Source organism: Mesorhizobium sp. M0074 (assembly GCF_040322975.1).
Classification (GTDB): Bacteria; Pseudomonadota; Alphaproteobacteria; order Rhizobiales; family Rhizobiaceae; genus Mesorhizobium.
Window position 1 is genome coordinate 64,961 of sequence record NZ_JAMYUM010000007.1, and the last position, 14,928, is coordinate 79,888.

General features: G+C 62.2%; 13 protein-coding genes. 6 read left to right on the plus strand and 7 right to left on the minus strand.

Going from position 1 to position 14,928, the window contains the following annotated elements:
- Positions 1–169: 169 nt before the first annotated feature.
- Entirely contained in the window at positions 170–598 is a 429-nt protein-coding gene (locus tag NKJ73_RS11690; protein ID WP_352569483.1) for a hypothetical protein, read from the plus strand.
- Positions 599–715: 117 nt separating this feature from the next.
- On the opposite strand, the gene NKJ73_RS11695 is transcribed toward NKJ73_RS11690, so the two are convergent.
- From NKJ73_RS11695 to NKJ73_RS11715, 5 genes are all read right to left on the minus strand, one after another.
- The gene (locus tag NKJ73_RS11695; protein ID WP_352569618.1) at positions 716–1,123 is read right to left on the minus strand and encodes a nuclear transport factor 2 family protein; all 408 of its coding nucleotides are present in this window, start codon (positions 1,121–1,123) and stop codon (positions 716–718) included.
- A 13-nt stretch (positions 1,124–1,136) separates the two neighbouring features.
- Positions 1,137–1,781: a carbonic anhydrase gene (locus NKJ73_RS11700; RefSeq protein ID WP_352569484.1), complete on the minus strand. Its 645-nt coding sequence runs from the start codon at positions 1,779–1,781 to the stop codon at positions 1,137–1,139.
- 166 nt (positions 1,782–1,947) lie between these two features.
- Positions 1,948–2,973, minus strand: a complete 1,026-nt coding sequence (locus NKJ73_RS11705) for a transporter (RefSeq protein WP_352569485.1) — start codon at positions 2,971–2,973, stop codon at positions 1,948–1,950.
- 86 nt (positions 2,974–3,059) lie between these two features.
- The gene (locus NKJ73_RS11710; RefSeq protein ID WP_352569486.1) at positions 3,060–4,664 is read right to left on the minus strand and encodes an inorganic phosphate transporter; all 1,605 of its coding nucleotides are present in this window, start codon (positions 4,662–4,664) and stop codon (positions 3,060–3,062) included.
- Between the two features lie 144 nt (positions 4,665–4,808).
- Entirely contained in the window at positions 4,809–5,345 is a 537-nt protein-coding gene (locus NKJ73_RS11715) for a TetR/AcrR family transcriptional regulator (protein WP_352569487.1), read from the minus strand.
- Between the two features lie 149 nt (positions 5,346–5,494).
- On the opposite strand from NKJ73_RS11715, the gene NKJ73_RS11720 reads away from it, so the two are divergent.
- The gene (locus NKJ73_RS11720) at positions 5,495–6,772 is read left to right on the plus strand and encodes an efflux RND transporter periplasmic adaptor subunit (protein ID WP_502905370.1); all 1,278 of its coding nucleotides are present in this window, start codon (positions 5,495–5,497) and stop codon (positions 6,770–6,772) included.
- Positions 6,769–9,855 (plus strand): efflux RND transporter permease subunit, encoded by a 3,087-nt coding sequence (locus tag NKJ73_RS11725; RefSeq protein WP_352569488.1) that lies wholly within the window; start codon positions 6,769–6,771, stop codon positions 9,853–9,855. Before NKJ73_RS11720 ends, NKJ73_RS11725 begins: the two co-directional genes overlap by 4 nt.
- A 43-nt stretch (positions 9,856–9,898) precedes the next feature.
- Here the strand turns inward: NKJ73_RS11725 and NKJ73_RS11730 are convergent, their stop codons facing one another.
- Positions 9,899–10,363: a L,D-transpeptidase gene (locus NKJ73_RS11730; protein WP_352569490.1), complete on the minus strand. Its 465-nt coding sequence runs from the start codon at positions 10,361–10,363 to the stop codon at positions 9,899–9,901.
- Between the two features lie 601 nt (positions 10,364–10,964).
- Here NKJ73_RS11730 and NKJ73_RS11735 point away from each other — a divergent pair.
- Complete coding sequence (locus tag NKJ73_RS11735; RefSeq protein WP_023721318.1) at positions 10,965–11,132, plus strand: hypothetical protein; 168 nt, start codon at positions 10,965–10,967, stop codon at positions 11,130–11,132.
- Positions 11,133–11,208: 76 nt separating this feature from the next.
- Here the strand turns inward: NKJ73_RS11735 and NKJ73_RS11740 are convergent, their stop codons facing one another.
- The gene (locus NKJ73_RS11740; RefSeq protein ID WP_352569491.1) at positions 11,209–11,895 is read right to left on the minus strand and encodes a winged helix-turn-helix domain-containing protein; all 687 of its coding nucleotides are present in this window, start codon (positions 11,893–11,895) and stop codon (positions 11,209–11,211) included.
- A gap of 46 nt (positions 11,896–11,941) precedes the next feature.
- On the opposite strand from NKJ73_RS11740, the gene NKJ73_RS11745 reads away from it, so the two are divergent.
- Both NKJ73_RS11745 and NKJ73_RS11750 read left to right on the plus strand, forming a co-directional pair.
- Complete coding sequence (locus NKJ73_RS11745; protein WP_198023578.1) at positions 11,942–12,721, plus strand: response regulator; 780 nt, start codon at positions 11,942–11,944, stop codon at positions 12,719–12,721.
- Between the two features lie 46 nt (positions 12,722–12,767).
- On the plus strand, positions 12,768–14,855 hold the full coding sequence (locus NKJ73_RS11750; RefSeq protein ID WP_352569492.1) for a PAS domain S-box protein: 2,088 nt from the start codon (positions 12,768–12,770) through the stop codon (positions 14,853–14,855).
- The last annotated feature ends 73 nt before the right edge of the window (positions 14,856–14,928 follow it).

Below are 14,928 nucleotides of genomic sequence, written 5' to 3' on the forward strand. Positions count from 1 at the left end.
CCGTTGCGCGCAACAGCGCGCCTGGTTAACGCCGATGCGTGCCCACATGGTGCCGTGAGTATCGTTCGAGCCGAATTCTATGCGTACCAAGATTATTATCTTGTAACCTGCATTTTCCTTCGACTGAGGCTTCCACTCGTATCCTGACACCTGATCCAAAGGAACCTTAATGAGAGTAGAATTCTATGGCCTCACGTTCGACCTACCTGCCGGATGGGTAGATATAACCGGCGATCTTCCAGAGGGGTCGCCACCTACCTTAGCCAAAGAAACGGACGGCGGCGGCGCGGTTCAATTCTCTATTGCGAAGTATCGTAGCGGAGAAAAACCAACTGTAGACTCTAACGTTCTGAGAACATTTATGATTCAGTTTTGCCACAATAATTCCATAGATGTAGGTCATATCACAAGCAACGAGTCTGAAGGTATAATCTCTGTTGGCGTATTGTCAGAGACCGTGGATCAATTGCTATCTGCCTGGTATTTGTCGAATGGGAATGATGTTGTATTTATGACATACGTCGGTATGGCTAATGACACGGATTGTCTGAAAGAATTGGACGTTGCCCGAGCAATCGTGTCGTCTATATCGTTTTAGAGACTTCGATATTGGGTGGAATTACGGGAATTACGATGACAGTGCGCTTTTTAGACGCGAGATAACGCGGGCAATTCCAGCGCCCGTCACCAAAAAAGCCCTGGGCGGAAAACTCCGTCAGTAGCCGTCGCAGTTTTCGGCGATTGCGGCCTGCGAACTGGCGGTGATCTGGTCGTTGGCGACCGCAAAGGTCTCCTGCATCAGCATGTCGTTGCTGGGAAAATCATAGCAGGCGATGACAGTGGTGACGCCACCCTCCGCCTTCTCGATCCGGTGGCGGATTTCGGCCCCGGCGACGGCGCCTTGCCACTCGGCGATCGAGGCGATGAATTCCTGCTTGCTTTGCACGACGCCGAGGTCGTCGAGCTTGATGCGGACGTTGTCGGCAAGCAGGTCCGACAATTCGGTGCGGTCGGCGATCAGCAGTGCCGAATACCAGCGGTCTATGATCGCGCTATCGTCGGCGCGGGCGACATTTGCCGAGCACAGCAGTGCCGCCGCCGCGAACGCGAACCGAGCTCGCATCATGCCTCGTCTCCTACTCCGTCTCCGGCCGCTCGAAATCGCCTGTGTCCTTGTTCATCACCCAAAGCTCGCCGGTCGAAATATCGAACCAGGCACCGTGCAGCGACAGCCGCCCCTTGCCTTCGAGGATCGAAACACAAGGGAAGGTGCGCAGATTGGCTATGGAATAGCGGATCGAGATGCGCTCCAGCGCCGTCTGGCGCTCGGTCGCGGTCATGAAGGTGCTGGACGACACGGTCTCGGCCGCCGGCGCGATCAGGCTCATCCATTTGCCGATGAAATCGCCCGGCGACAACGGCGCGGCCGTGGTGTCGAGTGCCGCACGGATGCCGCCGCAGCGGCCGTGGCCCATCACCACGATGTTCTTGACCTTGAGGCTCTGCACGGCAAATTCGAGCGCCGCCGATGTCGAGTGGAACTGATCGTCGGGCGCATAGGGCGGCACCAGATTGCCGACGTTGCGCAGCACGAACAGCTCGCCGGGCCCGGCATCGAAGATCGCTTCGGGCGCGGCCCGCGAATCGCAGCAGGCGACGATCATCGTTTCCGGTGCCTGGCCCTCCCGCGCCAGCGAGCGATAACGGCCGCTTTCGGTGAGATAGCGGCCGCTCATGAAATTGCGGTAGCCGGTGAGAAGATGCTCGGGAAGATGGGGCATGGGCAGCGGTGGGAGCCTTTCCGGGTTAAAGGCACGGTTCAATCCCGAAAGGCTCTAGCGCATCGGCCTGAAAATCGGAACCGATTTTCGGAAGGCGGGATGGCGTGGTTTCGACGTGCCAGCCCGTATTTTGACACAGGTGAACGAACGCCGCCATTAATCGGCCTCAGAACCGCAGATTGGCGCCGGCGCGCAGTAGAAGCCAGTAGAACAGGCCGGTCGCGCCAACCGCCAGCAGCATCGCCAGGAAGAAGCCGCTGGGACTCTCGGCAAATGGCAGTCCGCCTGTGTTCATGCCGAAAATGCCGACGATCAGCGTTCCTGGCAAAAGCAGCGCGCTCATCACCGCCAGCGCCTTGAGGCTACGGTTCGATTCGTCGGCAAGCTCAGCCGCAAGCTCCTCCTGCAGCAGCCTTGCCCGGTCGTTGATCATGACGACCTCGCGGTCGAGCCGTTCAAGGCGCGCAGCAAGCCGGCGCAGAACTTCATGTGCGCCGGCGGAAAGGTTCCAGGCGGAACGGTCTTCGTCCTGGAAAAGCGCTGCCAGGGCCGAGATCGGCCGATGCAGGGATACGGCAAGGCGGCGCACATCCTTCAGCTGCCGTCTTTCGTCGGCAAGCCGCTCGGTCACGAGATGATCCTCGACTGCATCCAGCCGCTTCGTTGCCGCGGCGAGCCGCAGGCTGGTGGTCTTGCAAAAAGCCATGACTAGCATTTCGAACAGCTCGAATGCCGTGGCCGGCCGCAGCCCCGCGGCAAGGGCCGTGTGCACTTCCTCCACTGCCGCCAGCGGATGCCGGCGGCCGGTGACCAGCAGCCGTTCCGAGACCGCAAAATGCAATCTGCCGATGGTCGTCGACTGATGGGTGATCTCGCCATGCAGATCGGCCGAAATGCCGTGGACGACGCCATTCTCATGCGCCAGCACCAGGCTGTCCTCATGTCCTTCGAGGATTGCATGAGCCGACGCCGGCAGCGCGCAGGCATGGCTGATCCAGGAATGGGCGCGCCGGTCTACAAGGTCGACATGCAGCCAGACCCAGCCGTCCGGTAAGGCCAGCGCGGTTTCTATGTCTCGGGGCGCCAGCGATTCGGGAGCTTTGCCGGGAGCGGCATGATAGGCCCAGACCAGCCCGGGAGCATGATGCTGGTCGTCCGCGGCAAGCAATGTCAGATGCGATGCGTCATTCATGGCCGCCGCCGAAACGATGCACGTTCAGGTGATCCGGGCGGCGCCGGGGCCGGTGCCGCGACATTCTGGTCAAACCCTGCCCCCGCTCAGAACACCTGGCGGAAGATGACGAACAACACGAAGGCAAGACAGATGGAGACCGGAAGGGTCAGTATCCAGGCCATCAGCATGTTGCGCACCGTCGACCATTGCAGGCCCGAGCCGTTCGCCGCCATGGTGCCGGCAACGCCCGAGGACAGCACATGGGTGGTTGAGACCGGCAGGCCGAGATAGTCGGCCGATGCGATCGTCGCCATCGCGACAAGCTCGGCGGACGCACCCTGACCGTAGGTCAAATGGCTTTTGCCGATCTTCTCGCCGACGGTGACGACGATGCGCTTCCAGCCGACCATGGTGCCGAGGCCGAGTGCCAGCGCGATGGCGACCTTGACCCAGAGCGGGATGAACTTCGTCGCGTTGTCGACCGCCTTGTGATAGGTCGTCACCGCCTTCAGGTCGTCTGCCTCCATTGGCAGCAGCTTCTTCTTGTCGATCAGCTTCAGCGCTTCACCGATAAGATAGATGTTGTTGCGGGCGTTGCTGACCAGCGTTGTCGGAAGCTTTTCCACGGACGGATAGGGCGACAACATGGCGCTGGTGTCGTGGATGAAGCTCTGCAGGGCAGGCGTGGTCTCGTCCTTCCAGGTCTTGGTGCGAACGGCGTTGCCGACCACGGTTGCCGCATCGGTCACGGCGACGCCGGGCTTGACGTATTTGCCGAGTACCGTTTCGACCTGCGTCGCCGCCGATTTGTAAGCTTCGAGATAGTTCACGTCCGGTGTGCGGTTGAGCGCGAAGGCGGTCGGCACGACGCCGATCAGGATGAGCATGATGAGGCCCATGCCCTTTTGCCCGTCATTGGAGCCGTGGGCAAAGCTGACGCCGGTGCAGGTGAAAATAAGCAGCGCCCGAATCCACAGCGGCGGCGGCGCGCTCGATTTGGGCGCCTCGTAGAGCTCGCGGTTCCTGACCAGCAGCTTCATCACCAGAAGCAGCAGTGCAGCCAGGCCGAAACCGACCAGCGGCGAGATCAGGAGCGACAGGCCGACATTGGACGCCTGCGACCAGTCGACGCCGCTGGTGACGGAGCCGGCCGGGGCCATGAACTGGTTGGCGAGACCGACGCCGATGATCGAGCCGATCAGCGTGTGCGAGCTCGAGGCCGGCAGGCCGGGATACCAGGTTCCGAGATTCCACATGATCGCTGCGACCAGCAGCGCGAAGACCATGGCTAGCCCCGCGCTCGATCCGACCTGAAGGATCAATTCGACCGGCAGCAGCGATATGATGCCGAAGGCGACCGCCCCGCTGGCGGTAAGCACGCCCAGAAAGTTGAAGAAGCCGGACCACATCACCGCAAGCTCAGCCGGCATGGAATGCGTGTAGATCACCGTTGCCACCGCATTGGCAGTGTCGTGAAAACCGTTGACGAATTCGAAGCCGAGCGCGATCAGCAGCGCCAGCCCAAGTAGGATCCACGGCACCGCGATGGTGCTGGTCAGGTCCTGGCTGAGCGCGTAGCCGACATAGGCAAGGCCGCCCAGAATGATGACGGCAAAGGCCGGCAGAAACCATTTGCCGGTGCCGTTTGGCCGGTCAAGCGGATGCTCCGGCCTTGGAATTCCTGCTTCGCTTGAAACAATATCGACCATACCCCACTCCTCCTGCGTTGCAGCAAAGAATGGGAGGACGCTATGTCGGCAGGATGAAGCCTGTGTGACGGCGGGCACTTTGGGTTGACGCAACGGGCGATCGACGCGACCGAGGCAATTGAACCCGGCCGGCGCATTCCTAGACTATTCCGCGATCTCCAGCAGGGTCGATATCAGCAGCCGGCGCTCTTCGGCGGAGAGAATGTCCGAATCGAACAGGTTCATGCTGCGAAGCCCTTCGATGGCGAGATAGCAGACCAGCAGCGCCTTGAGGTTCGGCGTTTCCTGCTTCAGCCGCTCGAACAGCTGCCGCCTGAACGATTTTATCGGCGTCAGGAAATCGGGATCCTCGGCAATCGCCGAAAAAATCCAGGACGCCGACGGTTTCGATTCCTCGGCATGCTCGGCCGACAGCTTGATATAAGTTGCAAGCGGGCTTTCGCCGTTGATGCCGGCCGTGCGGGCGGACTGCAGCGCCTGCTCGAAGGCGCGCAGATAATCCTCCACCAGCGCCTGCATCAATTTCGCCTTGGTCGGGAAATTGTAGAGAAGACCACCCTTCGACACGCCAGCACGGCTGGCGACCGCATCCAGCGACAGGCTGCCAGGACCCGTCTCGCGCGCCACGGCGGCGGCGGCGGCGAGAATCTTCTCGCGCGAATTTGCTCTGCGGGCCTTCATCAAGCGTTCCCCATTCATTAGCTTAGGCGGAATTGACAAGACCGTCCAGACGGTACAGTAAGATCGCCGTCATTTGAAATTGGGACCAGGCACAGGTATGTGTTCCGGTCATCCGACCGTTATGCTGGCCCGTGGCCGAGGGACTGTTCGTGATCAAGCGCTTCATCATCGCCTTCATTCTGCTCGTGCTGGTGTGCGGCGGCATCGTTGGCTTCAACCTGTTTCGCGACAATGCGATCAAACAGTTCTTCGCCACCATGAAGCCGCCGGCCGCGACCGTGTCGACGGTCATCGTCAAACCGATGTCATGGACGCCCGGCATCGAGGCGATCGGCACTGTCAGTGCCGTACGCGGCGTCGACCTCACCGTCGAAACTGCTGGCATCGTCAAGGACATCCTGTTCCATGCCAATCAAAAGGTCGCCGCCAACGCCGTGCTGCTGCAGCTCGACGATGAAGTCGAGCGAGCCGACCTCGTGGCATCGAAAGCGCAAGCCACATCCGACCAGACGACGCTGATGCGCGCTCTTGAGCTGCAGAAGCGCGGGGTCGGCACCGATGCTACGCTCGACACGGCGCAGGCAGCAGCATCGGTCTCCGCCGCGCAGGTAAACAAGCTGCAAGCGGTGCTCGACCAAAAGCAGTTGACGGCCCCCTTCAAGGGTACCGTCGGTATTCCGAAAATCGACCTTGGCCAGTATCTCACACCCGGCACCGCTGTGGTGACCTTGCAGGACATGGATACGATGCGTGTCGATTTCACCGTGCCGGAGCAGCAGCTTCCGCAGCTGAAGATCGGACAGACGGTGCGGTTGGGCGTCGGCGGCGGCGACATGCCGTTCACCGGCAGCATCCGCGGCATCGATCCGAAGATCGACCCGACCAGCCGGCTGGTGACGGTAAGGGCGGAGGTCGGCAATCCCGAAGGCAAGCTGACGCCCGGCCAGTTCGTTCAGGTGCGCGTCGAACTGCCCGAGGAGAACGACGTGCTGGCGCTGCCGCAGACGGCGCTGACTTCCAGCCTGTACGGCGACTTCGTCTTCGTGGTGCGCCCGGCCAAATCCGCCGAAGCCAACGGCGCGGCGCCCGAGGCAAAGCCGGAAGAAAAGCCGGCTGCAGATGCTGCCAAGCCCGCAGCCGAGGCACCCGCGGCAAAACCCGACGAAAAGTCGGCTGCTACCCCAGCCAAACCGGCAGAGGAAGCCAAGCCGGCAGCGGAAGAACAGAAGCCGCAGCTCGTGCTAGCCCAGGTGTTCGTCAAGCCAGGCCGCCGCAACGCCGGCCTGGTCGAGATTCTGGAGGGCATCGCGCCAGGCGACGAAGTCGTTACCGCCGGCCAGAACCGGCTCTCCAACGGAATGTCCGTTGCCGTCGACAACACGATCGATCCGAGCAAGCCAGGGAACCAGCAGGCAGCCCAGCAATGAGCTTTTCCGACCTCTTCATCCGCCGCCCGGTCCTTTCGACCGTGCTTGCCTGCATGATCCTGCTTCTGGGTTTTCAGGGCATCTTCAACCTTTCGATCCGGCAGTATCCAGAGGTTGAAGAAACGGCCATCACCATCACCACTGCCTATCCCGGCGCCAGCGCCGACCTGATCCAGGGGTTCATTTCCGCGCCGATCGCGCGTGCCGTCGCGTCGACCGAAAACATCGACTATGTCACGTCGGCGAGCCGGCCGTCATCCAGCACCGTGACAGTGCAGATGAAACTCGGCTCCGACCCCGACGTCGCGCTGAACGAAGTCTTGTCGAAGGTGCAGAGCGTTCGCGGCGATCTGCCGGACGAAACCAAGGACCCGGTGATCGTCAAGGGCACCGGCCAGCAGTTCGCGATGATGTACATCTCGATGCAGAACCCGAACATGACGCCGGAACAGCTCACCGAATATATCGAGCGCGTCGTGCGGCCGCGTATCTCGACGGTCGAAGGCGTCGCCGACGTGCAGATCTTCGGCGCAGCCGAATATTCGATGCGGGTCTGGATCGACCCGATCAAACTGGCGGCGCGCGGCGTGACGGCGGCGGAAGTGCTGGCCGCCATCAACGAATCGAATTTCCTTTCCGCGCCCGGCGACACCGAAAACGAATATGTGGTTTCCTCGATCACCGTTCGCTCGACGCTGCAGACCCCGGAGGCTTTCGCTGCCCTTCCGCTCCGCTCGAAAGACGGCAATGTGGTGAGACTGCGCGACGTGGCCCGCGTCGAACTCGCCGCGGCGAACACCGACACCAGGGTCAGCTTCAACGGCAAGCCCGGCATCTTTCTCGCTATCTTTCCGACGCCGGCCGCCAATCCGCTGACCACCGCGGCGGCAATCCACAAGATTGTGCCGACCATTCAGGAGACGCTGCCGCTCGGCATGACGATGGAGATCGTCTACGACTCAACCGAGCAGATCAGCGCTTCGATCGAGGAGGTATTCAAGACCATCGGCGAGGCGGTCGCCATCGTCATCGTCGTCATCCTGCTCTTCCTCGGCTCGTTCCGCTCGGTGCTGATGCCGATCGTGACCATTCCGCTGTCGCTGATCGGCGTCTGTTTCCTGCTGTTTTCAGTGGGCTATTCGATCAATCTTTTGTCGTTGCTGGCCATGGTGCTGGCGATCGGACTTGTCGTCGACGATGCCATCGTGGTGGTGGAAAACATCCACCGCCATATGGAGGAAGACGGCTTGTCGCCGATGCAGGCGGCGTTCAACGGCATGCGCGAGATCTCGTCCGCCGTCGTCGCCATGACGATAACATTGGCCGCCGTGTTCGCGCCGCTGGCCTTCACCGGCGGCCTGACAGGCGCACTATTTCGCGAATTCGCGGTGACGCTTGCCGGCTCGGTGGTGCTTTCGGGTGTCGTCGCCCTCACCATCACACCGATGATGTCGGCACGTATCCTGAGGTCCGGCTCGCACAGCCGCTTCCAGCGCATTGTCGACAATACGTTCGGGCGCGTCGAACACATCTATGAGCGGCTCGTCACCGGTTCGTTGAACTATCGCCCGGTGACGCTGATGATCGTCCTCGCGCTGGTCGCCACGACCGGTTTCATGTTCACCAAGACCGCGAGCGAACTGGCGCCGGAAGAGGACCAGGGTTTCCTGCTTTCGCTGGTGACCGCGCCGCGGTACGCGACGTCGGACTATACCGAAACCTACGTCAATCAGATACTCGGCCTGGTCAAGGATCTGCCTGAGACGCGGGCACAGTTCTCCGCGGTCGCCTTCGGTGGTGGCCAGACGAACAGCGCTTTCGTCGGCTTTGCGTTCAAGGACTGGGCTGACCGCACGCGCAACTCGAAGGAAATCCAGCAAGACATTACGGCCCGCCTGAGCAAGGTGGCGGGCGTCGAAGCTTTCGTCTTCGCGCCGCCGACGCTGCCCGGCTCCGGCGGCGGCCTGCCGATAACGATGGTCGTGCGCTCGACCGGCGACGCCTCGCAGGTGTACGAGGCGGCCGAAGACATCAAGAACAAGGCGCAGGCCTCCGGCCGCTTCATCGTCGTGCAGAATTCGATGACCTTCGACGCGCCGCAAGTGACAGTGACGATTGACCGCGATCGCGCCGCCGCGCTCAACCTGCCGATAGCCGACATCGGCCGGACGCTGACGCTCCTGGTCGGTGGCGCCGAAGTGGCGCAATTCGACCGCGAATCCAATAGCTACGACATCATTCCGCAGGTGCCGCAGCAATTCCGCGACAATCCCGAAAAACTGGGCGAGTATTTCGTGCGCAGCGTATCGGGCGAGATGGTGCCGCTCTCGGCGGTGGTGAAGATCTCGACCAACGCGTCGCCGGCCGCCATCGAGCAGTTCAACCAGCTCAACTCGGCGACGATCTCTGCCTTGCCGCGGCCCGGCATCACCACCGGGGATGGGCTACAGGCGATCGAGGACATTGCCAAGCAAAGCCTGCCCGACACCTTCTTCATCGACTATACCGGTCAATCGCGGCAGGAGAAGGAACAGGGCTACACGATCATCATCGCCTTCGCGGCGGCGGTGCTCGTCATCTATCTGGTGCTGGCGGCGCAATTCGAAAGTTTCCGCGATCCGCTGATCATCATGATGGCGGTGCCGCTGTCGATCTTCGGCGCGATCGTGCCGCTTAATATTGGGCTCGGCACGCTCAACATCTACACCCAGGTCGGCTTGATCACGCTGATCGGCCTGATCACCAAGCACGGCATCCTTCTGGTCGAGTTCGCCAACCAGCAGCGTGAAATGCACGGCATGCGGCGGCGTGATGCGATCATCGCCTCCGCCAAGGTGCGGCTACGGCCGATCCTGATGACGACGGCGGCGATGGCGCTCGGCGTGGTGCCGCTGATCATCTCCAGCGGCGCCGGTGCGGCGGCACGCTATTCGATGGGCTTGGTGATCTTCACCGGCATCCTGGTCGGAACCATGTTCACGCTGTTCGTGGTGCCGATGTTCTACACCTTTATCGCCAGCAAGGACCTGCCGCATCACGCCGAAAAGCCGGATCCGAAGCTGATGCCGGTAATGCCGGATTAGACTGCGCTAATTTCCGGCCCCTGGGAGCGACGAGAAGCATCGCTCACTTGACGATGACGATGCTGGTGTTGGCCGGGCCGAAGACCTCGACGAGCTGGTAGAAATCGGCGGCGTTGTCCGGATGCAGACGCACGCAGCCATGCGAGGCTGGCTGGCCGAGGCGCTTGATGGCGCTTGTCGCATGTACGGCGTAGCCGCCGCTGAAGAACACCGAATGCGGCATCGGGGCGTTGTCGTATTTCTTCGAATACCAAATTTCATGCATGCGGGTCGGCTTGAACGAACCGGTCGGCGTGACGTGCGTCCTGTCGCCGGTCGAGACCTTCCAGGCGAATGTCGGCCGGCCGTCGACCAGGATTTCCATGGTCTGCTGCGATAGCGACACACGCGCGACGATCTTGTTGGCGGCGGCGTGGGCTGCGCCGTTGCCGGCACTGACAAGCAAGGCAGTACCGGTGATGAGGGCGGCGGCGATGTTGATGAGCTTGGCGGAAATGGCAGTGTACATGATGTCTCCCCTATTCTGCCGGTCGGGGCCGGCTCAATTCGATGACCGGCTTATCGGGGCGTCATGTTTCAAGTCGATTTCGCTACGTGCTCGTTTGTGTTTCGATTCTGTTTCCCCTGGTTAACAGAAAAGGTCCGTGCAAAGCAGCTTGCAGTTGCACGACGTCGTCATGACGGTGGCGTGTTTGCCTAGGCGGATCGGCCAAACCGCGGCGCGAATACGCGATTGCCTTTCGTTTGATAGGAATTCACCTGACTCCGAAACCGAGCTGCAACAAAGCGCAGCCTCGGCGGCATGATCCGGATACAGCGAACAGGCAAAGTTGACCTAACGAAAACAGCGGTCAACGAACGATCGGAAGCCAACACTGTTTTCGCTACGGTCTGGATTGGTCTGGACAGTTTCCAGCCTGCGCGTCGACCGGCTCAAGCCCCCTCTGGCGGGGGCGGCTTAGGGCCGTTGAGGATGCGCGGCGCCTCCGGCAACTTGCAGCCGAGAGGACCGAAGGCCCGCGCCGCAACGGGGGGCTCCGCTGGCGGCGCGGGCGCTTCGGGGGTTCCCCTGAAGTGCCCGTAAATTCCAATTTTGAGGAACGAACAGGATGAAAACGAAATTCGCCGCTTCCGTGCTTTCCGCCCTGCTCTACGTGCAGGGGCTGCTCGGCATTGCCGGCCTCGCCACCGTGCTGCTGAAGGAACGTGCCCATGCCGGCGAGGTCAGCACGAACAGTGACATGCCGTCCGGCCCGTCGCTTCTCGTGGTGCGCTGAAGAGCATCGGACCCCAAAGTGGAAACCGGTTTTGGGAAAATCCGATGCTCAAGACAAAAGGGTGGCCGTCCTGCCTTCAATCGGCGAATTGCGTGGGCGGATCGAACCGGTAGCCCGCACCCCGTATGGTGGTGATGGTTTCGGTATCGAGCTTGCGGCGCAGCCGCACGATGCGCGAATCGATCGACCGATCGAAGGCTTCGGCATTTTCGGCGGGCGCGGCGGCGATGATGTCGTCCCGCGTCAGCACCTTGCGCGGGCTGGCCAGGAACAGCCTGAGCAGCGCCACCTGCCCGGGGGACAGCTGTTCTTCCGTTCCCGAGCGGTGCATGACGATGGCCGATCGGAGATCGACGGTCGCGTTCTCCAGCACGATCAGTTCCCCGGCGCTCCTGCCGCGCCGAGCCAGAAGGCCGCCGACGCGAGCGGCAAGCTCCCTGACATTGAGCGGGCTTTCGACGACGTCGGCGGCGCCGAGTTCGAGCGCCAGAACCTTGTCGACCAGATCGGCCGGGCGGCAGATCAGGATGAAATCCGGTCCACCTTCGCCGCCGTGTCGCCTGAGCAGGTCGCGCCCCTCCGCCTGGCTGACGCTGTCGCCGACAACCACGACATCGATACCCTTTTCCGAAAGCAGCGATTCGGCCTCCCACGGCTGTCGCGCCGCGCGGACGTCATGACCGCGCCGCTCGAGATGATCGGCGAGATCGGTCGCAACTACTTCAGCGACGGAAACAAGCGCGATAACGGATCGTGCAGCCATGTTTTTCTACCCCGCATACGGCAACCCAAGAAGAGTGCTGGACATCATGTTTATACCCAATCTACTTTCCGCTGAAAGCGGGAGCGAAAGCATCGTGCGGGCACGAATTGTCATTGTCGAGGACGAGCCCGACCTGAGGGATGCGGTCGCCGAGTATCTCGGCGCCAGCGGCTATGATGTGGCCACGGCCGAAAGTGCGGCGGCGGCGCGCGACCTTTTGGAAACCCAGTCCTTCCATCTGGCCATTCTCGACATCGCCATGCCGGGCGAGGACGGCCTGTCGCTCGGCCGCTGGATGCGGTCGAAAATGCCGATCGGCATCATCTATGCGACGGCGGCCGGTACCGCGCTGGACCGCATCGTCGGACTGGAGCTCGGCGCTGACGACTACATCGTCAAGCCTTACGAATTGCGCGAAGTGCTGGCCAGGGTGCGCAGCGTGCTGCGCCGCGTTCCGGAGCCGACCGAGCCACAAAAGGCCAAGGCTGAAACATCCGGCGGCCGCCGGTCCGTGAGCTTCGGACCCTTTCACGCCGATCTCGACGGCAGGCTCGTCACCGGCGCCAACGGCGCGGTCATCGACATGGCCAAGAGCGAGTTCGACGTGCTGGAGGTGTTCCTGACGCGCGCCAACCGGCTGTTGACGCGGGCGGCGATCTCCGAGGCGATCGGTTTCGTCGAGGACCCGGAGTCGTCCCGCGCCGTCGACATCCGCATCATGCGGCTGAGAAAGAAGATCGAGGCGGATCCGGCCAATCCGAAATTCCTGCGCACGGTGCGCGGCGAAGGCTATATCTTCTCGCTGCCAGTCGGGGAAAACAACTAAGGCCCGGCGGCTTGAGCAAGCCACGGCCAGGAAATGACGGCTGACCATGACGGCTGAAACAACACGCGCGGACATGCAGGGCGCCAGGCAGGGCGCGGCGATGGCGGCCGTGCATGTGGTTCGCCGGTTGCGCGAAGCCGGCGACTGGCAACGCGAAATGGAGGGTATTCTCCAGACGCTTTGCGAAGCCATGGATTGTCACCGCGGCATCCTGTTTCGCCTGCGCGAACTGCCCGGCCAGGGCTTCGCCCAGTCGGTCGCCGCTTATTGGATCGCTCCCCGGTTTGGCGGCGAACTGGCGTCACCGACCGTCATCATGCAGTCGGTCGTCGATTCGGACCCATTGCTGGAACGGCTGGCGGAGGACGAGCGTCAAGGCAAGATCTTCGCCGGGCACACACGCGATCTCGAAGGCTTTCTGCGGACGGATTTCGAAAAGCAGAACATCAAGTCGTTCCTGTCGGTGTCGGTGTTTTCGCACGGCAATTTGTGGGGCACGCTGGCGGTCAACGACTGCATCCACGAACGCGAATGGACCGACCAGGAAGAGGCGGCGCTGCACATGGTGGCACTCGCCATCGGCGATGCCATCGAACGGTCGCCCTCCGACGCGCATGCCAGCGACGTCATTCGCCGCACCATGCTGCAGGCCTCTCTCGACGCCATCATCGTCATCGACGAGACCGGCTCGATCATCGAATTCAATCCGGCCGCCGAGAAGATGTTCGGCTATCGGCGCAGCGATATCCTCGGCAAGGACCTGCTCGATACGGTCGTGCCGGAATATTACCGCAAGGGCTATGCGTCGGGTGCCGAATACATGTCGGGCCGCGGCGCGCCGATGGTCGGCCAACGGCTTGAAACGGTCACCCAGAATGCCGCCGGCGAGGTTTTTCCGATCGAGCTGACGGCAACCGAGATGCGGGTCGCCGATCGCCAGCTGATCTTCGGCTCCATCCGCGACCTGCGCGACAAGTTGCGGGCCGAGGAGGAAATCAACCGCCAGCGCGAAAAACTGCACCAGAACGAGAAGATGGCGGCAATGGGCTCGCTGCTTGCCGGCGTTTCGCACGAGCTCAACAATCCGCTGGCCGTGGTTGTCGCCCAGTCGACGCTGCTGCACGAATTCGCCGCCGATCCCCAGACCAAGGTGCGCGCCGAAAAGGTGCGCGCCGCTGCCGAGCGCTGCGGCCGTATCGTCAAGAGCTTCCTGTCGATGGTCCGCCTGCACCCGGCCGCACAAGCCGAAACCGACCTCAACCAGGTGATCCGCGCCGCACTCGAAGTGACCGCCTATGGTGCACGGTCGAGCGGCATCATCATCGACACCGATTTCGCCAGCGGCCCGCTGCTGGCCATGGCCGATGCCGACCACGTGACGCAGGTGGCCGCCAACTTCCTCATCAACAGCCAGCACTCCTTGGCCGGCGTTGCCGGCGACCGCCGGATCAAGGTCCGGACGTTTCGCAGTGACCGCGGCAATCCCGGATTCTCGGTCGAGGACAACGGGCCAGGCGTGCCGGAAGCGATACGCTCACGCATATTCGAATCCTATTTCACCACCAAGCCGGTCGGTGTCGGTACCGGCATCGGCCTGTCGATCTCGAAATCGATCATCGAGCGGCACAATGGCAATATCTGGTTCGAGGAGGTTTCGCCGAGAGGTGTGCGTTTTGTCGTGCAGCTGCCGGCGATCGCGGCCGGCGCGGCCGCCGCCGGCGAAGCTCCGTCGCGGTCGAGCGGCTTGCGTCACGCGCTGATCATAGACGATGAGCCGGATGTCGCCGCGTCGCTGTCCGATATTCTGGAGCTGATGGGCATCAAGTCGCGGGTCGTGCCGGCCTGGGTCTCGGCCGCCGCGACGCTGAGCGGCCATGTGCCGCCGGACATCGTGTTTTCCGATTTGCGCATGCCCGGCACCAGCGGCATAGCCGCCTATCGCGAGCTACTCGCCGAAATGCCGGGTCTGGCGCGGCGCTTCGTGCTTGTCACCGGCGATCTGATCGGCGCGAAAGGCGAGATCGAAGCGCTGCCGGCGCAGCAGCGGCCGCCGATCCTCGAAAAACCGTTCAGCACCCTGGACGTGCGCGGCGTGCTCTCGGTCATTGCCGAGCAGGCCGCTCTGGGCGGCTAACTCCGCGATCTCTCCCGGAAGAAAAAGGCTCCCGGCCGACATTGCGGCGGGAGCCTGACTGGAGTGCTGGAGG